The organism is Embleya scabrispora, from assembly GCF_002024165.1.
Classification (GTDB): domain Bacteria; phylum Actinomycetota; class Actinomycetes; order Streptomycetales; family Streptomycetaceae; genus Embleya; species Embleya scabrispora_A.
Map to the genome: position 1 here is coordinate 214,241 of NZ_MWQN01000004.1, position 23,196 is coordinate 237,436.

General features: G+C 70.5%; 20 protein-coding genes and 1 pseudogene. 8 read left to right on the plus strand and 13 right to left on the minus strand.

Going from position 1 to position 23,196, the window contains the following annotated elements:
* Positions 1–5: 5 nt before the first annotated feature.
* Entirely contained in the window at positions 6–581 is a 576-nt protein-coding gene (locus B4N89_RS41485) for a hypothetical protein (protein WP_078981804.1), read from the plus strand.
* A gap of 1,207 nt (positions 582–1,788) precedes the next feature.
* Positions 1,789–3,525: an amidase gene (locus tag B4N89_RS41495; protein WP_078981805.1), complete on the plus strand. Its 1,737-nt coding sequence runs from the start codon at positions 1,789–1,791 to the stop codon at positions 3,523–3,525.
* 111 nt (positions 3,526–3,636) lie between these two features.
* On the opposite strand, the gene B4N89_RS41500 is transcribed toward B4N89_RS41495, so the two are convergent.
* The 3 genes from B4N89_RS41500 to B4N89_RS41510 form a co-directional block, all read right to left on the minus strand.
* Entirely contained in the window at positions 3,637–5,079 is a 1,443-nt protein-coding gene (locus B4N89_RS41500; protein ID WP_414646483.1) for an MFS transporter, read from the minus strand.
* Positions 5,080–5,186: 107 nt separating this feature from the next.
* Positions 5,187–5,816: a hypothetical protein gene (locus tag B4N89_RS41505; RefSeq protein WP_143658276.1), complete on the minus strand. Its 630-nt coding sequence runs from the start codon at positions 5,814–5,816 to the stop codon at positions 5,187–5,189.
* A 558-nt stretch (positions 5,817–6,374) separates the two neighbouring features.
* Positions 6,375–7,385, minus strand: coding sequence for a zinc-binding dehydrogenase (locus B4N89_RS41510; RefSeq protein ID WP_078981807.1), 1,011 nt, complete (start codon positions 7,383–7,385; stop codon positions 6,375–6,377).
* 61 nt (positions 7,386–7,446) lie between these two features.
* On the opposite strand from B4N89_RS41510, the gene B4N89_RS41515 reads away from it, so the two are divergent.
* Entirely contained in the window at positions 7,447–7,755 is a 309-nt protein-coding gene (locus B4N89_RS41515; protein ID WP_078981808.1) for an ArsR/SmtB family transcription factor, read from the plus strand.
* A gap of 104 nt (positions 7,756–7,859) precedes the next feature.
* On the opposite strand, the gene B4N89_RS41520 is transcribed toward B4N89_RS41515, so the two are convergent.
* From B4N89_RS41520 to B4N89_RS41540, 4 genes and pseudogenes are all read right to left on the minus strand, one after another.
* Complete coding sequence (locus B4N89_RS41520; RefSeq protein ID WP_078981809.1) at positions 7,860–8,339, minus strand: hypothetical protein; 480 nt, start codon at positions 8,337–8,339, stop codon at positions 7,860–7,862.
* Between the two features lie 373 nt (positions 8,340–8,712).
* Complete coding sequence (locus tag B4N89_RS41525; RefSeq protein ID WP_101897561.1) at positions 8,713–9,963, minus strand: cation:proton antiporter; 1,251 nt, start codon at positions 9,961–9,963, stop codon at positions 8,713–8,715.
* Positions 9,964–10,603: 640 nt separating this feature from the next.
* A pseudogene (locus tag B4N89_RS53205) lies at positions 10,604–10,723 on the minus strand (VOC family protein); the annotation flags it as partial.
* A 54-nt stretch (positions 10,724–10,777) separates the two neighbouring features.
* The gene (locus tag B4N89_RS41540; RefSeq protein WP_078981811.1) at positions 10,778–11,629 is read right to left on the minus strand and encodes a TetR/AcrR family transcriptional regulator; all 852 of its coding nucleotides are present in this window, start codon (positions 11,627–11,629) and stop codon (positions 10,778–10,780) included.
* A gap of 207 nt (positions 11,630–11,836) precedes the next feature.
* On the opposite strand from B4N89_RS41540, the gene B4N89_RS41545 reads away from it, so the two are divergent.
* Both B4N89_RS41545 and B4N89_RS41550 read left to right on the plus strand, forming a co-directional pair.
* Complete coding sequence (locus B4N89_RS41545) at positions 11,837–13,390, plus strand: MFS transporter (protein ID WP_078981812.1); 1,554 nt, start codon at positions 11,837–11,839, stop codon at positions 13,388–13,390.
* A 272-nt stretch (positions 13,391–13,662) separates the two neighbouring features.
* Positions 13,663–14,241, plus strand: a complete 579-nt coding sequence (locus B4N89_RS41550) for a dihydrofolate reductase family protein (RefSeq protein ID WP_078981813.1) — start codon at positions 13,663–13,665, stop codon at positions 14,239–14,241.
* On the opposite strand, the gene B4N89_RS41555 is transcribed toward B4N89_RS41550, so the two are convergent.
* The 3 genes from B4N89_RS41555 to B4N89_RS41565 form a co-directional block, all read right to left on the minus strand.
* Positions 14,223–14,933, minus strand: a complete 711-nt coding sequence (locus B4N89_RS41555; RefSeq protein ID WP_078981814.1) for a helix-turn-helix domain-containing protein — start codon at positions 14,931–14,933, stop codon at positions 14,223–14,225. The two genes, B4N89_RS41550 and B4N89_RS41555, sit on opposite strands and share 19 nt — an antisense overlap.
* 130 nt (positions 14,934–15,063) lie before the next feature.
* Entirely contained in the window at positions 15,064–15,798 is a 735-nt protein-coding gene (locus B4N89_RS41560) for a formylglycine-generating enzyme family protein (RefSeq protein ID WP_078981815.1), read from the minus strand.
* A gap of 140 nt (positions 15,799–15,938) precedes the next feature.
* Positions 15,939–16,739, minus strand: coding sequence for an alpha/beta fold hydrolase (locus tag B4N89_RS41565; protein ID WP_078981816.1), 801 nt, complete (start codon positions 16,737–16,739; stop codon positions 15,939–15,941).
* Between the two features lie 107 nt (positions 16,740–16,846).
* On the opposite strand from B4N89_RS41565, the gene B4N89_RS41570 reads away from it, so the two are divergent.
* On the plus strand, positions 16,847–17,305 hold the full coding sequence (locus B4N89_RS41570; RefSeq protein WP_235619290.1) for a MarR family winged helix-turn-helix transcriptional regulator: 459 nt from the start codon (positions 16,847–16,849) through the stop codon (positions 17,303–17,305).
* A gap of 184 nt (positions 17,306–17,489) precedes the next feature.
* On the opposite strand, the gene B4N89_RS41575 is transcribed toward B4N89_RS41570, so the two are convergent.
* A complete protein-coding gene (locus tag B4N89_RS41575; protein WP_235619291.1) occupies positions 17,490–18,371 on the minus strand; it encodes a GNAT family N-acetyltransferase in 882 nt (293 codons plus the stop codon).
* Positions 18,372–18,864: 493 nt separating this feature from the next.
* Positions 18,865–19,365, minus strand: a complete 501-nt coding sequence (locus tag B4N89_RS41580; protein WP_078981817.1) for a VOC family protein — start codon at positions 19,363–19,365, stop codon at positions 18,865–18,867.
* A 128-nt stretch (positions 19,366–19,493) separates the two neighbouring features.
* On the opposite strand from B4N89_RS41580, the gene B4N89_RS41585 reads away from it, so the two are divergent.
* Entirely contained in the window at positions 19,494–20,522 is a 1,029-nt protein-coding gene (locus tag B4N89_RS41585; RefSeq protein WP_078981818.1) for a helix-turn-helix transcriptional regulator, read from the plus strand.
* 481 nt (positions 20,523–21,003) lie between these two features.
* Here the strand turns inward: B4N89_RS41585 and B4N89_RS50340 are convergent, their stop codons facing one another.
* A complete protein-coding gene (locus B4N89_RS50340) occupies positions 21,004–21,147 on the minus strand; it encodes a hypothetical protein (RefSeq protein ID WP_161501001.1) in 144 nt (47 codons plus the stop codon).
* An 86-nt stretch (positions 21,148–21,233) separates the two neighbouring features.
* Here B4N89_RS50340 and B4N89_RS41595 point away from each other — a divergent pair, with 86 nt between their 5' ends.
* On the plus strand, positions 21,234–23,093 hold the full coding sequence (locus B4N89_RS41595; RefSeq protein ID WP_078981820.1) for an RICIN domain-containing protein: 1,860 nt from the start codon (positions 21,234–21,236) through the stop codon (positions 23,091–23,093).
* The last annotated feature ends 103 nt before the right edge of the window (positions 23,094–23,196 follow it).

Genomic DNA, 23,196 nt, shown 5'->3' on the forward strand with positions numbered 1-23,196 from the left:
AGCAAGTGACGACCAGCCACGAGTGGAACGACCACACGATCGTGCGCATCGACGCGGAGGACGACCGCGTCCGGACCGCCGACGGACTCGGGTACGACGCGTACCTGCGAGAGAACCTGCCCGAACTGGACGACGCGGTCGAGGACGCGGGCGAGTTCGTCGCCTGGGCATGGCGCGTGGCCACCGAGCCGATCATGGAGCCGGGGTACGTCCGGCTCCGCCCCGACATCGCGCAGATCCGCATCGAGGTCGACTACGAGGACGGCGGACCGATCGCGGTGGCCGTGGTGCCCATCCGACACCAGGCGCTGGCCCGCCGGCCCCGCGCCGGAGACTGGGCCGTCGACGCGCACGATACCGGAGCCGGGCCGTATCGGGCCGTCGGCGAACCGAGCCACAAGACCCCGGTGGTGGTGGCGACCGCGACCGTCGTCGTCCCCGCGGGCGGCTGGGACCTGCCGAAGCTCTCCCGAAGGGAGGACCCCGATGTCTACAGCCGGGCCCGCGAGGCGATCGACGCCCTGGTCCGGGGCATCAACACCGACCTGGCCCCGCTGATCGCCGACCTGTACGCCCCCTGACGACGAACACCCGCCGCGCCACCCGCCCATACGCGGATACCACGGCGCGGCGGGCCCACGACCGGCATCGCGGCACCGCCGAGGCACCCGGGCCGAAGACGCGGCCTCCACGGGCCTTTGGGCTCTCGTAACGGTCCGATCCCGACGGCGTTACCGCTGCGCCGGGTGTGGCCGCGATGGCCGGGCCTGTTGGTGTGCACAGGACTCAACTACGGTCGAACGCGCGACAGTTCGACCCTCGCCATGCCTCACGCTGCGGCCGGTTCCCCGCCGCCCGGGCTGAAGATCAGCGCTCTCGCAGAATGGGCGAGTTTGCCCGCCGTCGACAGGGCTCCGATGCTCTTGCCGCCGGCGACGGTGCCCGGGTCCGCACGCAGGGCCCCACCACCCGACGGCGCCGCGCGGTATCCGTTGGAGCGCGTCCGAGAGACGGCGCGGTGTCGGCAAAACGACGGCCGGGTGACATTCCGAGGGGGTCGCGTTCGGCGGCGTCGCTCGCGTGCCGCAGCCCGATCCCGCACTCCGCCCCCGCGTCGCCCGGCACGACGACGGCCGGTTCGGCCCGCCGCCCGCGCACATCGCCGACGGCAACCGGCGGTGGGCTCGCGCTCGCGGACCGGGCGGGCGCCGACCGCGTCGTCGACCTGCTCGGCTGGTGCGACGACCACGGCGTGCGCATCGCCGCCGTGCTCCCGGTCTTCACCCGTGACCTCGAACGCCGCCCCGCCGCCGAACTCGCCCCGACATCCGACGCCGTCACCGCCCTGCCCGACGCGATGAGCGCGACCACGGATGGACTGTGTGCGCACGGTCGGCGACCCCGCCGCGGTGTCGGTTCGGTGGCCGGGTTCCCGTGCCGCGCCCTGGCCGCGTTCACGGGTGGTCTCGGAGACCCGGCCGGAGCCGCCCGACGCAGGGGAGGCAGTGCTCGTGGACACCCCGGCCGCCCGGGCGGCGTCGATCGGGCCCGGGGCGGCCGGCCGCGGCCCGGAGGCGGGCGGGGCGTGGCCGCGCGTTACCCCGTCCGTGGTACGCGGACATTGCCGGATCGTTCCGGCTGCGTTTAGGATGCCCGCGCCGGAACGTTCCGGCAACGGTCGTCGGCGTGCCGCTCCGGACGTTCGAAGGCGTGAGCGCAGGGTGAGGAGGGAACGGCCCGACGTCCGTCGGGTCGCCTCGCCCACCCGAACACCCAGGAGGCATCCGTATGACGCGCGGATTCGATGTTGTGGAGACCGGTATCGCCGACCTGCGCGCGGCATTGGAGAAGGGTGAGACCAGCGCGGTCGAACTGCTCGACGCCTACCTCGCGCGGATCGATGCCTACGACCGGCCCGGCACGCCCACCGCGCTCAACGCGATGGTCGTGATGAACCCCGACGCCCGTGCCGAGGCCGAGGCCTCCGACGCCCGCCGCGCGCGCGGCCGGACGCTCGGCCCGCTGGACGGCATCCCGTACACCGCGAAGGACAGCTACCTCGCCAAGGGGCTCACCGCCGCGTCCGGTTCGCCGGCGTTCGAGCACCTGGTGGCCCAGCGCGACGCCTTCGCGATCGAGCGACTGCGCGGGGCCGGGGCGGTCCTGATCGGCTTGACCAACATGCCGCCGATGGCCAACGGCGGCATGCAGCGCGGCGTGTACGGCCGCGCGGAGAGCCCGTACAGCGCCGACTGGCTCACCAGCGCCTACGGCTCCGGCTCCTCCAACGGCTCCGGCACCGCGACCGCTGCCTCGTTCGGCGCGTTCGGCCTCGGCGAGGAGACCTGGTCGTCGGGCCGGGCACCCGCCTCCAACAACGCCCTGTGCGCCTACACGCCCAGCCGCGGCGTGATCTCCGTGCGCGGCAACTGGCCGCTGGTGCCGACCATGGACGTCGTGGTGCCGCACACCCGGACCATGGCCGACCTGCTCGAACTGCTCGACGTCGTGGTGGCCGACGACCCACAGACCCGCGGTGACCTGTGGCGCGCCCAGCCCTGGGTGGCGCTGCCCCCCGCCTCCGAGGTCCGTCCCGCCTCCTACCCGGCGCTCGCGCCCGCCGACGCGACGGCCGCCCGTGCCGCGCTCGCCGGCAAGCGGGTCGGGGTGCCCAGGATGTACATCAACGCCGACCCCGACGCCGGCACCAACCCCGAGGGCGGCATCGGCGGCCAGACCGGGCAGCCCATCGACACCCGCCCCTCGGTGATCGCCCTCTGGGAGGCGGCGCGCCGCGATCTGGAGGCTGCCGGCGCCGAGGTGGTCGAGGTCGACTTCCCCGTCGTGACGAACTACGAGTCCGACCGCCCCGGCGCGCCCTCCCTGCTCACCCGAGGGCTGGTCGGCCGCGATTTCCTCACGGTCGAGATCGAGGACCTGTCCGCCTGGGCGTGGGACGACTTCCTGCGTGCCAACGGCGACCCCGCGCTCGACACCCTGACCCGGGTCGACGGCGACCGCATCTGGCCCAAGCACGAGGGCGAACTCCCGGACCGCTACCCCGGGTTCGAAGACTCGATCAGCGACTACCCACGCTTTGTGCGGGAGCGCCCGTACACGTCCTTCACCGACATGCCGCACCTGGCGGAGGGCATGCGCGGGTTGGAGGAGACCCGCCGGGTCGACCTGGAGGTCTGGATGGACGACCTGCGTCTGGACGCGGTGGTGTTCCCGGCGGTCGCCGACGTGGGACCGGCGGACATGGACGTCGACGAGGCGTCCGCCGACCTCGGCTGGCGCAACGGGGTCTGGGTCGCCAACGGCAACCTGGTGCCCCGTCACCTCGGCATTCCGACCGTGACCGTGCCGATGGGCACCATGGCGGACATCGGCATGCCGGTCGGCCTGACCTTCGCGGGCCGCGCCTACGACGACAACGCCCTGCTCACCCTCGCCGCCGCCTTCGAGGCGACGGGCAATCGCCGAACGGAGCCGCCCCGTACTCCTCGACTCCCGGCACCGTGACGACGGCGCGCGGCACCGCCTCCGGCGTCGGCCGACATCTGCGGCACGGTCCGCGAGATCGTCGCGGTCGGCGGCGACGTCGTGCACACCGCATGGCGCCGCCGGCCGTGGTCACCGCTGTGCGGCGACCAGTTCCCGAGCCTCCTCGACCGTCTCCACCGCCGGTGGCGAACCCATCAGCGGCTTGCGGGCCGTCTCGGTCATCGCGAGCGCGGCGGCCAGGCCGACGGCCGCCGCGAGCATCATGTAGAAGGCCGGCATGTAGTCGTTGCCCGTTCCGTCGACCAGCGCCTCGGCCACGAACGGGGTGGTGCCGCCGAACAGCGAGACCGAGATGTTGAACGAGACGGACAACGTCCCGGAGCGGATCTCGGTCGGGAACAGGGCGGGCAACGCGGCGGACATGGTGGCCAGGAAGCAGACCAGGACCAGGCCCAGGATCAGCAGGCCGATGAAGATCGGAACCAGGTCGCCCTGCTTGATCAGCACGAAGCACGGGACCGGCAGCACCATGAAGCCCCCGCACCCGGTGATGATCACCGGCTTGCGCCCGATCCGGTCGGTCAGCCCGCCCAGCGGGTGGATCACCGTGAGCAGCACGATCATCACCACGACGATCTGCAGCAGGCCGTGCGTCTCGTCGTAGCCGAGGGTGTCGGAGAGATAGGTCGGCATGTACGACAGCAGCATGTAGTCGTTGACGTTGTACGCCGCGACCAGCGCGATGCAGATGACCATCGCCCGCCGTTGGCCGAGGAAGATCCGCTTGAACTCGCGCACCGTCTCGTTCCCGTGCTCGCCCCCCTGTGCTTCCGCCTCGGTCGCCGCCGATTGCTCCATCACCTTCGCGAACGCCGGCGACTCCTCCAGCCGCAACCGCAGATACAGCCCGATCACCCCGATCGGGCCGGCCACCAGGAACGGGATGCGCCATCCCCACGTGCGCAGCTCGTGGTCGCTGAGCACCGCAGTCAGCAGCGTGACCAGGCTCGCCGCCAGGATGTAGCCGATCAGCGTGCCGAACTCCAGGAAGCTGCCGTAGAACCCGCGCCGCTTGTCCGGCGCGTACTCCGCGATGAACGTACTCGCACCGCCGTACTCGCCGCCCGCCGAGAATCCCTGGAGCATCCGGAACAGGACCAGCAGGACCGGCGCGACGAAGCCGATCGTGCCGTAGCCGGGGATCAGCCCGATGCACAACGTGCCGCTCGCCATCATCAGCATCGTGATCGCGAGCACCTTCTTGCGCCCGATCCGATCGCCGAGCGGCCCGAAGAAGAAGCCGCCGAGCGGCCGGACCAGGAAGGCGGCGGCGAAGGTCGCGAACGAGGACAACGTCTGCGCGGTGTCGTTCCCCGAGGGGAAGAACACCTTCCCGATCGTGACCGCCATGTAGGCGTAGATACCGAAGTCGTACCACTCCATGGCGTTGCCGAGCATGGTCGCCTTGACCGCGGTGTCCACGGTTTTGGCGTCGACGACCGTGATGTCTTCCTCGCGCACCTGTCTCCCTCGTCCCGGAACCACCCCCGCGCTCCAGGTTGGGGCAGATATCCATGCGAAATGGCGCACGACACAGTCTTCATGTCAAAAAGCCCCGATCCACCCGAAGATCGGGCGAATCGGGGTTGGCCGCATGGCCGGTCGTGCGGACGTCGTCGTCAACGTGGGGTCGGGTGGTCCTGGGCGGTCAGTTGCTTCCCCCTCGGAACCCGGTCGGGGGCGAGATCGTGCCGCAGCTTGACCAATTCCGCGTGCTGCCAACGGCCGCTTCGGCTCAGCGTGTCCGGGTCGACTCGGATCTCGACGACGATGTCGGGATTCACGGTGACGCAATCCACCCGGAAGCGGGGATCGGCGCGCGGAGTCCGCCCCGCCCCGGACCGGGTCGGCCGCCACGGGTGATCCGCAGGAGGGGCGCCGAGCAATCCGGTGAGCGTTTCGACGTCGTCGGGGTCGTCGACCGGGACGACGGCGGCCACGCCCAGCGTCCCGCCACGCTCGGAGTAGCGCCCGAGCACCAGTTCCACGGGGCAGTCGAGCGAGGGGTTCACTCCGGCCACGATCGCCGTCGTGGTGCGCATGCGGGCCGCGAGGGCAAACTGTTGGCGGCGAGCCTCGCGGCTCCGCGACCACCGCTCGCGTACACCGACCCCGATCGCGACCGTGGCGTCGACCGGCGCGGCGTTCCACGCCTTCCGCGCCTGGAATGCCACCCCCACGAGCGACAGTGCGCCGAGACCGAACATGACGGCGGCGAGGGCGGGCGCGCCCCGCCGTTCCGTATCCAAGAGTTCCGCGTAGGTTTGCTCACCGCTGCCGCGGGATGAGATCGTCCGGCAGACGTCACCCGGACCCATGACCCGGTCGTCGCACGTAATGGCCCCACCGAAGTCGGGATCGGGAAGGGCGTTGAATCCCTGTGTGACGAGGTAGGCGGTCAGCAGGCCGAGAAGGAGGGCGCCGACCGCATGTGGCGCCCACCGATGGTCTTTTCCTCGCGTCGCCACGATGCCCACCCTAGGGCCGGGGAATCATTTCCTGCCCGTTTTCGGAGTGGAATTCAACCACCCGGCGAAAGGTAATTCCCTATTCTCATGCGACTTTTGACGACGACAGCACCGTGCCCGTCGTTGCTCTCGCGGGTCCCGCCGCCCATCGGGGAGCGGTCGCCATGTGGATCCGGATCCGGATCATCCGGGCAACTCTTCTGCGGCGGAGGGAGATTCGCCCCGCGTCGGGTCCGCGCTCCACCGTCCGGGGTGCCGTCGTCGTCCGGCGTTCGCCGGAATATGCGGATCGGCCGCAGTGCCTCGCCCCACGCCGCACCCACCGCGCCCTCACTGGGTTCATCCCGCGACCGGTTCCACCACCGACGAGTGCACGTCTATGACGATCTTGCCGCGCGGTCGCCTGCGGCCCTCGCCGGCGGAGCCGCCGCCCTCCAGCAGTGTGTGCGCCCGTGCGACGTCGGCCAGTGGCAGCACGGCGCCGACCACCGGCCGGAGTCTGCCCTGGTCGACCAGTCGGCCGAGGGCCTGGAGCTTCGCCCGGCCGGGGCTGACGAAGAGGAAGTGGTAGGTCGCGTTCACACCCCACGCGGCAAGCAGGTTCTGGGGCTCGGGGGTGTCCACGATGGACACCACCCGGCCCCGGTCCGCGAGGACCTCGGGACTGCGGGCAAGGGTGTCCCCGCCCACCGTGTCCAACACGACGTCGACGCCACCCAGTGCGCGTACCTGCGGCACGTAGTCGCCGGCCGAGAAGTCGATCGCGAGGTCGGCTCCGAGTCCGGTGACGAACTCGTGGTCCCCCGCCCGCGCCGTGGTCACCACCTCGGCCCCCAACGCGGCGGCGACCTGGACGGCCACCGAGCCGACCCCGCCCGCTCCACCGTGCACCAGGACCCGTTCCCCGACCCGCGTCCCGGCGCGTTCGACCAGGGCCTCCCACACCGTCACGCCCACGAGTGCGAGAGCGGCGGCCTCGGTGTGCGACAACCCCGCGGGTTTGCGGGCCACCAGGGCCTGGTCGACCACGTGGAACTCGGCGTAGGTTCCCTGTCCGGCGAAGATCGGCGCCAGGTACCAGACCTCGTCGCCCGGCCGGAAGTCGTCCGCCCCCGGCCCGGTGGCGACCACCACGCCGGACACGTCGTTGCCGATCACGGCCGGTAGCGCCACCTCTTCGCGGTAGTCGCCGCGCCGGGTCTGCAGATCGAGAGGGTTCACGGACGTGGCCAGCACGCGTACCAACACTTGGCCGGGCCCGGGGGTGGGTTTCGGCAGTTCTCGGCCGGCGAACGAGGTGTCCGCGTCGCCGAAGCGGACGAGTTCCACCACACGCATCGAGGTCGTCATGCGGCAACGTTAGATTGACATATCGCGAATCGTCAATATGAGCGTGCGTTACGATCACCGCATGTTCTCGGAGGCGGAGTTGTCGGCGGTGTTCCGAGCCCTGTCCAACCCGACCCGCCGGCAGATGCTGGTGTGGCTCAAGGACCCGATGAGCTTCCCCGGCCAGGAACCCGAGGACGTCGAGATCGGCGTCTGCGTAAGCGACATCCAGCAGCGCACCGGCGTGGGTCAGTCGACCACCTCGCAATACCTCACGATTCTGCGACAGGCGGGTCTCGTGATCGCCACCCGGCGGGGCAAGTGGACCTACTACCGCCGAGACGAGGCCAACATCGCCCGCCTCCTGGAGACCCTGCGCGACGTGTTCTGAATCCGATGCCGCTCGGTGCGAGCGAACCACAGGCGGATCGAACCGCCTTGGCGCGAAAGGGTGTTGGTATTCCGCGCACGTCCGGGAAGGCCGTCGATCACGGCTCAGCGCGTGTCGACCCCGATCCGTCGCAGGAGCCTGACGGGCTCGTCGCCGGGCTCCTCTCGGACCCCGTCGACGTCGCACACGGTATACGGTCCCATGAGGCGCGAACCGGCCGTGCTCGCCAGATGCCACCGGCCGTCGACCAGCGCCAGGGCGTAGTACGGATCCCAGGGGTCGACGTCGGCGAGGGACGGATCGACGCCGCACAGGACGTCCGTGCCGAGTCTTGTCGCGATGTGCTCCGCGAGGCGCAGGTCGGGGTACGGCCCGAGGTCGAACTCGTACACATGCACCACAAGACCGAGCGGCCACGCCGGATCATGGGTGGGCTCCAGACTCGCCCAGAGGTTTCCCGTGTCGTCCGGGACGTCGGCTCCCGGAGGCCGCACCACCGACCGCAAGCCGCGCGGGAGCAACTCCCCGAAAACGGCCATCACATCGGCGATGGTGAGTGCCCGGGACACGGTGATACCGAGCATGCGTCACACAACCACGTCGCGAGCCGTACGCGATGCCCGTCGCGTATGCGCAGGGCCGCGAGGGCGCTCCGGGTCTCCCCCACCGTTCGTGCGGGCGCCGGGCTCGGCGAGGCGCCCGCTCACGTCGGCAGGGCCGGTCATCAGAGCCGCCTCGGCAGTCACGACGAACGCTCCTCGATGTCGCATCGCATACGTCGGCGCAACGTACCGCCATCCGCCGACACTTCGCCGGCGCGAGGACGGGAGGCCGGCCCGGGGGCGGTTGGCGCGGTCGACCTCGGACGAGGTGTTCGATCACGGCCGGCCCGTCGGCGCGCCGGACGCGGCCGGCGGGCGTCGGCCGACGATCGCCACAAGCCGCGTCCTGCGCTGTTCAGTCGGTGTGCGCCCGCGTCCCCGCCGGCGTCGGGACGCCCGCGTCGTCCTGCTCCTTCGCGTCCTCGTCCCGCTCCCGGAACAACCGCGCGGGCAACACTCGTTCGAGTCGTCGGGCCTGGGTCGCCGCCGGCGGCCCGAGCACCGCCATCACCAGCACGTACCCGGCGATGAACGGCGCGAGTCGCGCGTCCAGACCGCCGGCGCTCGCCGCGAGCGCTGCCAGGACCAACGCGAACTCGCCCCGGGACAAGATCGTGAACACGACGTTCGACGCCTGCGATCGGTCCAGATCGCAGATCCGCGCGGCGGCCGAGCCGGCGACGCCGTTGAGTACGAACGTGAGCAGCACCGCGAGCGCCACCGGCACGGCCACCTTCGCCAGGTCGCCGGGGTCGATCGACAAACCGAAGGAGAAGAAGAAGATCGCGGCGAACGCGTCCCGCAGCGGATGCACCAACTCCCGGATCCGCGGCGCGCTCTTGGTTGCCCCCAGGATCAGACCGATCATGAACGCGCCCATCGCGTCCGATACACCGAGTTCCTCGGCCACTCCGGCGGTCAGGATCGCCAGACCGGTGAAGATCACCACGAGCAGTTCGTCGTCCTTGGTGGCGATCAACCGGCCGACCAGCCGCGTTCCCCAGCGTGCGATCGAGGCGAGCAGGATCAGGAATCCGAACGCCTTGCCGACGTCGAGCGCCGCCGCACCGATGCCATCGGCTTCGCCGAGCACGGGGGTCAGGATCGCGAGGTAGAGCGCGAGGAAGACGTCCTCGATCACGATCACGCCCAGGATCAACCGGGTCTCGGGATTGCCCAGTCGCCCCAGGTCGACCAGTACCTTCGTGACGATCGCCGACGAGGAGATGCCGATGACGCCCGCGAGCACGAGCGCCTCGCGCCACCCCCAGCCGAGCGCGAGCCCGAACAGGAAGCCGCCACCCACGTTGAGCGCGAGGTAGAGGGCACCGACGCCGACCAGTCGGCGCCCACCGGCGACCAGGTCGTCGGTGTGGAATTCGAGGCCCAGATAGAACAGCAGGAACACCAGGCCGATCGCCCCGAGCAGTTTGAGGTCGCCGGGGTTGTCGACGAGGGCGATACCGGGGGTGTTGGGGCCGAACAGGATGCCGGCCAGCATGAACAGCGGGATGGTGGGCAGCCCGATGCGGGCGCCGGCACGGGCGAGGATTCCGGCGGCGAGGAATGCGCCGCCGAGCGCGATCAGGGCCTCCGCGAGATGCACGAAGATCACCGTCCTTCCGGGGCGGTGGTCGGATCCGGGCGTCGTCGGGGACGGCTGACGTCGGCAGGGGCCGAACGTCAGGTCCCGGGGCGCTCCGGTGGCCCCCGTGCGGGCGGTGGACGCGGTCCGTATCCTGCGAGCGGGTCGATCCCCGACCCGGCCACCGGCGGCGCACACCGCACGCGCGGAATGCGCTCGTCGGTGGCGATGCCCGCGGCGTCGACATGCGTGTGCGGATCGGGGCGATCGAGTTCACCGGCGGTCGCCACCGGTGCGGAGGTCGACGAGGCGGGCCGACAGTCCTGGGGGCGTTCGAGTCCGTGTGGCCCGCCGGACACCGGCGTCGCGTGCACGGTGGCCGCGGCCACCGGCAACGATCCCCCGGCCCCCTCGCCTCGGCCGAACCCGGCGGCGAAGGCGGACACGAGGGACAACACGAAGAGCAACGCAACGACCGGAACCGACAGGCGATTCGCTCGCTGCGGCACACGCACTCCCCTCCGCCCGGAGGGCGCGATCGATTCCCTTGGCGAAAACTTTACCATCCGAGATGGTCGTCAACGGGCCCTGCGGCACACCGCGGCCGAACGCCGCGACGCCGTCGTCGGTCGCCGGTGCGAACTCCCGATCCGGTGTGGGATCAGGCGGGCTGCCACGGTTCCACGCGATTGCCCTCGGGATCGGTGACCCGGCCGAATCGACCGACCCCGGCCATGTCCTGGATCTCCTCGGCCACGTCCGCGCCCCTGGCGGCCATCCGGTCGGGACGACGACCCCGAGAGCCGGCACCACACCGGACTCCCCCGGGCCGTCGCTACGTCCGGCGCCGGGCCAGGGACGCCGCGATGCCGTCCAGGACGCCGGCCAGGCCCGACCGGAACAGGGCGTCCAAGTCCCAGGGTTCGCCCGCGGCACGCATCGCGCGGGTCAGCCGCGGATACGCGCCGGTCGCGTACAGGTCTTCCCAGGAGGGGTCGGCGGAGGTGCGCCGCCGTGCCGGGGCCGGGCCCCACCGACGCTCGTTCTCGATCTCGTCGACCAGCGTCACGGCGACGCCCTGCGCGTACGCGGTGACCATGAAGACGTAGCGAAACGCCTCGCCGGGTTCGAGGTCGAGTCCGTCGAAGGACGTGAACGTGTACTCGTTGTCCGCCGCGATCGCGGGGCTGGGGCGCAACCGGGTGCCCATCATCACGTTCGGCAGGATCCACGGATGCCGGCGGTACAGCTCCCAGTCGCGGTGCGCGGCCCGCTCCAGCCCCTCGCGCCAGTCGAGCGGGGGCGGCTGCGCAGGCGGGGCCTCGGTCAGCGCGGCCTCCACCATCAGGGTCACCAACTCGTCCCTGGACGTCACGTGGCGATACAGGGACATGGTGCCCGCGTCGAGGCGGGAGGCCACGGCGCGCATCGAGAGCGCGTCCAGCCCCTCGGCGTCGGCGATCGCGATGCCGGCGCGCACGATGCGCTCGACGGTCAGGTGGGGCGGGTCGGTCTCGCCGGCCGTGGCGGGGGCGACTTCGGCGCCGGAGGCCGTCGGGTCGATCACGGGCTCCCCCGCCGTCCGGGCCCGATACGCCTTCGCTTGGCAGGCCCGCGAGCAGTAGCGCCTGGGTCTGCCGCGCACGGCCGACTCCAGCGCATTGCCGCAGCGGGCGCAGGTCGCCATCGTACGGATCTCCTTTTCGTCACACGCACAACTTCGTGACGAAATCCTAATCGAGAAACGCTCCGTGTGGAAATCTGCCGGTCATACGCCGCTGTGAATAAAGATTGGTGGTCAGGCGAAGTGATGGGTACCTTGTACGCGGCCGATGCGTAGCACGTACGCATCGAGCCGAAATCGACGATGCGAACGGCTGCGGGAACGGTGGACATGACGGAAACACGCAACAGGGCCGGGACGAAGGAGTGGGTCGGACTCGCGGTCTTGGTGCTCTCCTGTGTGCTGGTCTCGATGGACATGTCCGTCCTGTTCATCGCGCTCCCGTTCCTGACCACCGATCTCGATCCGAGCGGTTCGGAACTGCTCTGGATCATGGACGCCTACGGGTTCCTCCTGGCCGGACTGCTCATCACGATGGGCACGCTCGGCGACCGGATCGGCCGGCGCCGGTTGTTGCTCGCGGGTGCGCTCGGCTTCGGCGTCGCCTCGGTCCTGGCGGCTCTGGCCACCGGTCCGATCATGCTGATCGCGGCCCGCGCGCTGCTCGGTGTCGCGGGGGCCACCCTCGCGCCGTCCACGCTCTCCCTGATCCGGAACATGTTCCATGACGAACGCGAGCGGGCCACCGCGGTGGGCGTGTGGACGTCCGGTTTCGCGGGCGGTGCCGCGCTCGGCCCGATCATCGGCGGCGTACTGCTCGAACACTTCTGGTGGGGCTCGGTCTTCCTGATCAACGTGCCCGTGATGGTCCTGCTGCTCGTGCTCGGGCCGCTGCTGCTCCCCGAGTCCCGGGACCCCGTGCCCGGCCGCTTCGACGTGCTGGGCGCGGTGCTGTCGCTCGTCGCCGTGGTCGCCGTGGTGTACGGGATCAAGCGGAGCGCGGAGCACGGTCTCGGCGCGGAACCGGTCGGCTGGATCGCCGCCGGGCTCGTGGTCGGCGGCGGATTCCTGTACCGGCAACGAGTGGTCGCGCACCCGATGATCGACCTGTCGTTGTTCCGCTCGCGCCGGTTCGGCGTGTCGTTGGCGACCGATGGGCTCGGCTCGTTCGTCCTGGTCGGCTTCAGCCTGTTCACCTCGCAGTACCTGCAACTCGTGCACGGGATGGGGCCGTTGGAGTCGGCGGTGTGGTCCTTGCCGACATTCCTGGTGATGCCGGCGGGCATCGCGGCGGCCACCGCGCTCGCCCCGCGCATCGGCAAGCCGAACGTGATCGTCATCGGGTTGGCGGTGTCCGTGCTCGGCTTCGTCGGGCTCGCGCCGATCGGCACCGACTCCGGGAGCGGCCACCTCGTCGCCGCGTTGACCGTGGTCGCCCTCGGTATCGGCGCGATGGTCGCGGTGGTCACCGACGTGGTGTTGTCCTGCGCGCCGCCCGAACGGGCCGGATCGGCGTCGGCGATCACCGAGACCGCCGCCGAGTTCGGTGGTGCCCTCGGCATCGCGATCCTCGGCAGCATCGGCACCACGATCTACCGAACGACGCTGACCGACAAGGCACCGGACGGCCTGTCGCCCGGCGACCTCGACACCGCCCGGGACACCCTCGGCGCCGCCGTCGACACCGCCGCGAACCTCCCGGGAGGCACCGGCGACGCGTTGCGGCGGGCGGCGTTCGACGCCTTCACCCGGGAGATGCGGATCACCGCCGTGGTCTGCGCGGTGTTGCTGACCGGCGCGGCACTCCTCGTCGGGATCCTGCTGCGCGACGGCGCCGCCGAGGACGCCCCACGACCGGAGGAACCGGCGACCGAGGCCCGGTAGCGGCCGGCGTCGACCACGGCCTGCCCTGTGCCTGCCGGCGAGAGGACGACACATCGGGTGGTGGCCGACGCATTCGCGGATGTTCGTCTCGACGAAACGCGACCGCCCGCCGTCGACGCTTCGCCTCGGACCGGAACCACCGTCTCCACGCTCCGAGCGGCCCCGACGTCCCGGACCGTTGCGAGCGGATGTCGTTTCCGTCCAAGACAGCCTCTGCGGCGACGGCCTAACGTGTCTGCGACAGCTCGCGATGATCTTGAGGAGACGGCACCATGCGCAACCTGGTCTACACCGGTTTCATGTCGCTCGACGGCGTTCTCGACTCGCCCGGCGGCGGGCCGGGAGAGGAGCACCGCAGCGGCGGCTGGGTGTTCAAGGACCTCGAGTTCGTCCCGGAAGCCTGGTCGCTGAAGAACGAGGAACTGGCCGATACTACGGCGCTGATGTTCGGCCGCCGCAGCTACGAGGCGTTCGCGCCGGTCTGGCCCGGCTCGGAGGACCATGCCGGCTACAAGGACCTGCCCAAGTTCGTGGTGTCCGGCACGTTGTCCGAAGACGCCCTCGTCGACGGGTGGGGACAGACGACCATCCTGCGCTCGATCGAGGACATCGCCGCGCTCAAGGAGAGCGAGGGCGGCGCGATCTTCATCCACGGGAGTGCGGAGCTGGCCCGGCGGTTGTCGGACGCGGGCCTGATCGATCAATACAACCTGCTCGTCTTCCCGGTGCTGCTCGGCGCCGGGAAGAGCCTGTTCGGTCGGGCCGACCGCGACAAGCAGATGCTGAAGCTACGGGAGTCGGAGAGCTACCCGAACGGGATCCTGAAGCTGATCTACGACGTCGGGCGCTGATCCGACAGGAGGGCGAGCGCGCCGCCGACGCGCTCGCGCAGTTGCCCGGCGGTGCGCCCGACGTAGGTGCGCAGCGCCCGGGCCAAGTGCGGCTCGTCGAAGTAGCCGAGCTCGGCGACGACGTCGGCGGCCGTTTCGCCGGCCACCAGCAGCGCCGCCGCCGAGCGCGCCCGCTCGATCTGTCGAACGGCGCCCGATGTCAGCCCCGTCGCGGCGCGGAACCGTCGTTCCACCGTGCGTGTGGAGACAGCGGGGCGGTGCCCCCGCAGCACCTCCGCGACGAGCGGGTCACGCACCACGCTCCCGACCCGGACCAGACGCTCGACCAGCGCCTCGGCGTCGTCGGAATCAGGCGTCTCCCACCGCGCACCGTCCAGGCGGAACGTTCGCCGCGCGGTGTCGGGGAGCTCGACACCGCCGTCGACCAACGACGGCGTGGGCAGGGCCCGCAACGAGGTGCCCACGGCAAACTCGATGCCCGTGAAGATCGCGCCCTCGGGCACCGGCGCCACCGTGGCCCGGGTCTCGGGACCGGTGACGCCCGCGTACGCACGGCCGTCCCGCTCCCAGAAAACCAGGCCCCATCGCACCCCCGCGATCGACGTCATCGCCGTGACCTGCTCGCTCGTACAGGTCCACACACAGTCGACCCACGGCGAGTGCGATCGGCGCGTCTCGAAGATCAGTTCCACCGGAGGAACGATACGCCGCAGCAAACGACGCCCGCCCCCGCCGGCTTGCCCGGCACGGGCCGACATCCTCGATCACCGTCGCACCCGGATGATCTCCGCCTGCCGAGCGATGCCGGAACGTTGTCCGGCCCTAAGCGGGCGGTGCCGCGAGGCGGAAGCCGACGCCGATCGCCTCCAGATCCGGTTCGTAGGCGCCGTGTCGGCGGGCGCATCGGGCCAGGTCCCGGTCGTGGCGGAACGCGCCGCCGCGGGTGATGTGCCGGTCGAAGGCCCAGTCCTCGGCGGCCGGCACCTCGGCGGGCGCGCCGGGGTAGGGAGCGTAGAGGGTGGAGGTCCACTCGTCGGCGTTGCCTGCCATGTCCAGCACACCGAACGGGCCGGCTCCATCGGGGAACGAGCCGACCGGCGTGGTGGTGCCGATGCCGAGGTCCACCAGATTGGCCAGACCGGTTCGGTACTCGTCGCCCCAGGGGAACTCGCGACCATCGTCGCCCCGCGCGGCGCGCTCCCACTCGTCCTCCGTGGGCAGCCGCACATCGAGGCCCAGCCGTTCCCCGAGCCACCGGCAGTAGGCCGTCGCCGCCTCCCAGGCGACCCCGATGACCGGGTGGTCTCGCGGCGTCTGTGGAACCGGTCGGCCGGTCGCCGCCGCGAAGCGTGTCCACTGGCCGACCGTGACCGGGGTGCGGGCGATCCGAAACGCCGGCACGTCGATCTCCGTGCGCGGGGCTTCCTTCATGTACCACTCCACGGGCACCCCGGTGTCCGCATAGCGGCGGGCCACCGCCGCCACTTCGTCGACCGGCGTTCCCCGACGCAGCAACCCGGCCGGGATGTCGACCCAGTCCACCTGCTCCAACCGCATGAATCCTCCATCAGGTCGGCGTCCTCGGCGGACGCGAACGGTCTCGCCGTCCTGTCGAGCAAGCGGTCCCGGCCGTCTCGTCCCCGCCTCGGGATCGTGGCGCGTCCCGGGTCCCGGCCTGCACGTCCCGGCGGAATCGGTCAGGCCGCGGCGGCCGGGGCTTCGTCGAGGAATTCGCGTGTGATGCCGCCGAGTCCGGAGGGGTCGGCGAACCAGTCCATGTGCCCTTGGCCGGTGACCTCCAGGAGGCGGCTGCCGGGAATCGCCTCGTGCAGTTGCCGGGAGCCGGCCATCGGGATCATCGCGTCGCCGCCGAACCCGACGATCAGGGTGGGGGCGGTGATCCGGGGCAGCAGTTCGCGGATGTCGACCCGCGCGCCGAGGTCGATCTGGCGGCCGATGCCGGGCGGCGGCCAGGCGTCGGCCAGAGACTGCGCGAGGCCCTCGTGTCCGAACGCGTCCAGCGCGTCCGCGCCGAAGCCGGTGAGCGCGGAGAATCGCTTGAACAACTCGCGGTCCGTATCGAGCAGTTTGCGCCAGGTCTCGAAGTAGAACCGGTCCCGCGGGCCGGTCGAGTGCGCCCACCCGCCGACCAGGATCAGGCGGCGGACCAGTTCGGGACGAGTGGCCGCGACCGCGGCGGCGGCCACCGCTCCGAGGGAGAAACCGAGCATGTCGACCGGGCCGTCGACCACCGCGCGGGTGGCCGCGGCCACCTGGTCCGCGATCAGGTCGACGGACAATTCGCCGCCGTCGTCGGTGGTGGCGCCGCTGCCGCCGAAGTTGGGCCGCACGACGGTTCGGGTGTCGTCGAAGTGCCCGACGACGTTGCCGAAGACCTTCTCCGCGTCGCCGCCGGTGCCGTGGACGAGCACCAGGCCCGGCCCGCGGCCGTCGACTTCGTAGTGCACCTCGGTGTCGCGCAGGGAGACGAAAGGCATGATGGACACCCACTCGTTGAGTCGAATCGGATAAGCTGAGCGCTAAGATAATCACCATTCAGGTAAGCGTCAACTAGATGAGCGCTCAGATATTGCAAGGAGCACGCATGCCCGACGCGGTGGCCGCGCTTCTCGCGCAGTGGCGACGCGAACGCCCCGACATCGACTTCCGGCCGCTCGGCGCGGTCGCCCGCCTCATGCGCATCTCCCGGATGTGGGACAAGGAGATCAAGGACTTCCTGGCCCGACACGACCTGGAGTCCGGCGAGTTCGACATCCTGTCCACGCTGCGACGCTCGGGCGAGCCCTACGAGCTGACCGCGGGCGCCTTCCTCAAGTCCTCGCTCGTCACCACCGGCGCGATCACCCTGCGCGTGGACCGCATGGAGACCAAGGGCCTGGTCACGCGCGTGCGGGGCACCGTCGACCGCCGCTCCGTACGGATCCGCCTCACCCCCGCGGCCTCGAGATCATCGACCGCGTACTCCCCGCACACATCGCCAACGAGGCCCGCCTACTCGACGCCCTCGACCCCGACGACCTCGAACACCTCACCACAACCCTGACCACACTCCTACAGTCGTACGGCGACACCCCCGATTAGCGCGCACGCACCCGGACGCGCCCCGGCCGCCCCGAGAGGCCGCCTGGGCGCAGGGGAAGAGCGTCCTGCGGGGTTTGTACATGCTCGGGCCCCGGGACCCCGGGACCCACGACCACACGTGGCTCGGGAAACCAAAGGCCCTCTTGTCACAGAAAGTGGCCGCTCGGCAGATAGGGCGCCGGGTCCGTCATTCCGCGCACCGCGAGGTAGCCTTCCTGGTCGATGTCCAGACCGGCTGCCAGGCCGACGTCCACCGCCCATTGATTGGCGGTGGTGATGCAGTTGACGAGGGTGTCGCCGCGGGCCGACGCGAGTGCTTCCCACAGCAGTTGCCGAGCGGTCTCCGGGTCCGAGGCGGCCAGGAGCGCGGGCCGCCCCCGGTCCTCGTCCACGTACACGTATCCGGGGCGGTTGCTCGCGCGGGACACCACGAGCCGCAGCGTGTTCAGCATGTGGTCGTGGTCCGGCCCATGTCCGGCACCGCGCAGGTCGCGGTCGAGTCGGTCCATCCATTCCAGGTCGCCGACCCCGCCCTCCCGGAGCCCGTCGACCGCCGGAAGCGTGGATCGGTCGACGGAGCCGACCATCCGCATCTGGGGATACAGGGAAAAACCGGCCAGCCGATAGCGGCGGGTCGCCGCCGGATGGACGGTCGAGGAGAACAGGCCCGGACGGCCGGCGGCGTGCGCGAGAACGGCATCCATGAGGCGCTTCCCGATACCTCCTCCCTGCCGATCGGGCAGGACACCGTAGGTTGCCAGGAACCAGAGCGACCCGCGGTTCTGGGAGATCGCGAAACCCACGATGTCCCGTGTGTCCTGCGCGACCCAACAGCCTTCCGGATCGACGGACAGGAAGTGACGCATCCGATCGATCCACAGCCGCGAAGCAGCGGCGGAGCGCGGTGTGGGCTCCGGTTCGTTCACCCGTCGGGTCTCGCGATCAGCCTCCAGGAACGTGATCCCGGAGGTGCGTTCGGTGGCGTGAAGGTCTTCCTCCGACATCGGCCTGATCAGTACGGAGTCCATGCGCCGCAGACTACGGACGATCTCGCGGCGCGCAAACGGATTTGGGTGCCGCACCATCGGCTGGGAGCGGGACGACAGCGCGCGGGCGAGTACGGGTTCGTCAAGACGATGCGACTCGATACCGCGGAGTACGTATATCCCGTCGCATCCATGTGCCACCGGCTCGGTGTGTGCACATCCCGCTACCACGACCGGCGGCACCGCCCGGAATCCGCGACCGCACCGGGCGGCGCGAGAGCCGGCACGGACAACGAGCACGTCGGCGACCGCCGAGGGCATCGACGCCGACGACCCACCACGCCCGCGATCGACGCCGCTTCCACCACTCGGTCGTCATGGCGGCAACGGCCCGGACCAAGGGGGCGATCACCGTCCGGGGCCCACCGACCGGGTGGGGCGCCGCTATCGGAACAGTCCCGGTGGGCAGACCTCATGGCTGCACGGCACCGCAAGTCCCCTGTGATCCCCGGGACATGGCCGACAGCCCACGAGGCTACGCCTGCCGGCCACCCTTCTCGAACAACTCCGCGCCCTGGACGTAGGCCATCGCCGCCACGAACTCCGGGTCGCTCAGTCGCCGTTCGAGTTCTTCCGGGGCGACGTCCTCGATCCGCGACTGGATCCACCACAGATTGCCGAACGGGTCGCGGACCCGACCCACCCGGTCACCGAAGAACAGGTGGGTCACCTCGGTGACCGAGGTGCCGCCGGCTGCCACCGCGCGGCGGTGCACCTCGTCCGCGTCCTCGACGTACAGCCGCATGAACGCGGGCGGTTGGGGGGTCGTCGGGTCGATGTCGAACATCATCACCATCGCGTCGCCGATGCGAACCTCGGCGTGCTGGATGCGGCCGTCCGCGCCGACGAAGCGCGAGCCCGCCGGCTCCTCGGCGCCGAACGCCTCGGTCAGGTAGTCGATCAGACCCGCCGTGTCGTGCGCCAGGATCCACGGCGTCACGGTGGTGTAGCCCTCGGGGATGGTCTTGACGGTCATGTCGCTGCCTCCGGTGACAAGCTCGTGAAGCGGAAATCCGGCGCACTCGGCGCCGCCGCCTTGGTGTCTTCGACGATATTCGCCATATAGGTCGGATCCTGACCGCATGGCGTGGCATCCTCGAAACCATGACCGTCGCGACGCCCGCCCGCCTGCTCGGCCTGCTGTCCCTCCTCCAAACCCCTCGGGAGTGGCCCGGCAGCGAACTGTCCGCCCGCTTGGCGGTGAGCCCGCGCACGATCCGCCGCGACATCGAGCGGCTGCGCGAACTCGGCTATCCGGTCCAGGGCACCCGCGGCGCCGAGGGCGGCTATCGGTTGGTCGCCGGGATGGCCATGCCGCCGTTGCTGCTCGACGATGAGGAGGCGGTCGCGATCGCGGTGGGGCTGCGCGCGGCTGCCGGGAACGCCGTCGCCGGGATCGAGGAGGCGTCCGTACGGGCGCTGACCAAGCTGGAGCAGGTGTTGCCGGCGCGGCTGCGCGGGCGGGTGCGGGCGCTGACCGGCGCTACCGTGCCGTTGGTGGTGTCCGGTCCGACCGTGGAACCCGAGACACTCGCCGTGCTCGCCGGCGTGATCGCCAACCACGAGAAGCTGCGCTTCGTCTACCGCACCGCCGGCGGTGTGCAGAGCACGCGCCTGGTCGAGCCGAACCGGCTGGTATCCGCCGGGCGCCGCTGGTACTTCGTCGCGTACGACGACGATCGTGCCGACTGGCGCAGCTTCCGGGTCGACCGGATGGGCGACCTGCGCCCGACCGGTGCGCGCGTGGCCGCCCGGACGTTGCCCGATCGAGACGCCGCCGCCTACGTGGAGCGCACCAGGCTCGCCGCCGCGCCGACCCACCGGGCCGACGCCACGCTGTACGCGCCGGCCGAGCAGATCGCCGCCAGGCTCGGCGACGCACTCGACCTCGAAGCGGGCACTCGTCTGGAAGCGATCGACGCCGAGAGCTGCCGACTCACCGGCTACGTCGACACGCTCGAATGGCTCGCGTTCCGACTGTCCATGCTCGGCTGCGAGTTCGAGGTGCACCAGCCGCCCGAACTCCGGGAGCATCTGCGTGCCCTCGGCGGTCGAATCACCCGCGCGGCGGGCGCCCCGACCGCCGAGGGAAGCCGATCAGTGGCCGAGCACTCCGCGCAACACATCCGGTAGACAAGGAAGCCGGACGAACCCAATCGACATGGGTACCCACAACAAGCCCACTCTCCTCCCCCACAACCGGCTCCGGAGCCCTCTCCGGACGGACCGGCCCTCCGGTGGTGTGGCCGGCACCGGGGGAATTGCGGGCCCATCCCGGAACGGCGTTCACGGGTCGGGGAGTTCCGTCGCCGCCGCTCGTCCCGCAGGTGGATCGGCTCGCAGGGCTCACGAACGCGCTCAGGTCGTCGACGACTTGTGCGCCGGCGGCCGAATCCGTGTACCTCATGTGCCCAGCGACGTAGCGGCCGGTGCCGACCGGGTCGAGCGGGATGTCCCACCGGCGACGAAGAGCCTCGCCTCCGGCGACGAGCTTGAAGTAGGTGAGGGCGACGACGGTCCCCATGACGATGCCGGCACGCTCGGCCGTCTCCTGGATGTCGATCGCCCGGCTGATCCCCGTCCGACCGGGCGAGGGTGCCGTATCCGGTGCCGATCATGAAGACGAGGTCGGCGAGGCGGGCCGCGCGTCCAGGGCGGTTGAGGGCAGCGCCGAGGACGAGGGCGTGGGCCGGTCGGCGTAGACCTCGGTCAGCCGGTCCGGGGGCGGGGAGTCCACGAGTTCGGACGTCCACACCATGCCCGCCACCACACAGTACTTGCTAGGTTCGACGACGCCCGCTCGACCAACCGGTCGTACGGACGGATTCGCCCACCGGAGGCAGTATGCGTCCCAAATCTCTGATCATCGCCCTGACCGTTCTGGCAAGCGTGTTACTACAACCGTCCCTCGCGTCGGCGGCACCCGGGCGCCCGACCTCCGCGCCCGCACAGACCTCTTCGGCAGCCGCTCAGGCCGGCGACGATTTGCGTTTCCTGGAATACAACATCTGCGGAGGCGCGGGCAACTGCACCGACTTCATCAGCAATCCGGCCAACAAGTGGCGCGGTGAAGTAGCCAACCGCGTAAACAGGATCACCGACGAGACAGGGACGTGGGCAGCGGACGCGGTGTTCCTGAACGAGGTCTGCGAGGTGCAGTACCACGCCCTGCGCCCGCGCCTCGAAGCGCTTGGCTACAAGGGCAAGTATCAGCGCACGACCTCCAGTTCGGCGGGCTGCGCCATGACGGACGCCACCTACGGCACGACCGAGGGCGTCGCGGTCTTCGTCAAGGGTGAGGTGCTCAACCCCAACGAGGCCGGACACGATCTCGGCACCCCCGACATCAAGAACGGCGCGGTCGTAGAGCGTTTCATCCTCCTGTGCGCGGACACGCACCTGCGCGGCCGGTTCACCAAGGCGTGCGCGACGCACCAGAGCGCCTATGGGGGCGCTCCGGCCCAGGTGAACGTCATCCGATCACTCACGGATCCTTGGATCGCGGCAGACCTGCCGGTGATCGTCTCCGGTGACGTCAACATCCTGCCGGGGGATCCGGCCCTGGCCACGCTCTATGCTCAGCCGCGCGGTAACGGGCAGTTCATCGAGGCCGACCAGACCACCCGGCCGGCCGGCGACACCCCGTGTGAGCCGTATCGTCAGCCGTGCGGGATCGATGAGTTCACGTATGACACCAAGAAGCCGGACCCGAAGAAGCTCGACTACATCTTCCTGAGCAAACGCCACTTCCAGGACGTCGGTGGCAGCGTGCTGCACTACGACGAGATGGTTTCGGACCACGACGTGTATCGCGGCACCGCCCGATGGGCAGACTGCACGCCGCGCGTGTCGCTGGACCCGCGCGGGATGTGCGCCTCGTCCGTCTATCGCTTGGTCGATCGCGCCACCGGCAAAGTCGCCTCGATACCCGAGGGTGCCGATGCGGCGGGCGCCGGTGTGACGCAACGAACGTGGACCGGGAGCGCCTACCAGCAGTGGACGATCAGCCCTTCAGGGAACGGATACCTCCTCGCGAATCGGGGCAGCGGGCTGCTCCTCGACGGGCCGCCGCAACCGAACGCCGCCGGTCGGCAACTATTGCAGTGGGGGCCCAACGGCGGAGCCAACCAGAAATGGCAGATCACCTCGTCGGGTGACCAGGCGACCGTGACGAACATCGAGACAGGACTCGATGTCGCCGTGCGCGACGCCTCGCCCGTCGAGAACGCCGAGGTCGTTCAGGTCGTGGGCGGCACTGCGACCCCTGCCCGGTGGCAACTGGTGCCGATCACGTACACGTTGACCAACGTGCACAGCGACAAGGTCTTGGCCGTGGCCGGCGGCTCGACGGTGCGCGGTGGCACCGCGGTCCAGCAGACCGCATCCCAAAGCACCTTCCAGACCTGGCGGTTGGTCGCGCAGGGCAGTGGATTCGTGTTCGTGAACAAGGGCAGTGGATTCGTCCTGGATGCCCCGGAGCAGCCCGGCGCCGCAGGCAAGCAGTTGGTCCAGTGGGGCTCCAACGAGGGGCTCAACCAACGCTGGACGATCGGTGCGGGCAACGCCCCGATCACGCTCGCCAACGTCTCGACCGGCCTGGTCGCCGATGTTCGGGGTGATTCCGTGGCGGACGGCGCCGACGTGATCGAGTGGTACGCCAACGGCGGCCCCAACCAGAAGTGGCGGCTCGCGCCCACCGCGTAGGCACAGATGTCGCCCCGCCCACGATTCCACCGTGGGCGGGGCGACGACGCTCGCGCGGCGAGAGGTCGGTGGGTCTCCTCTTCCCGAAGCGCCGCAACAGTCT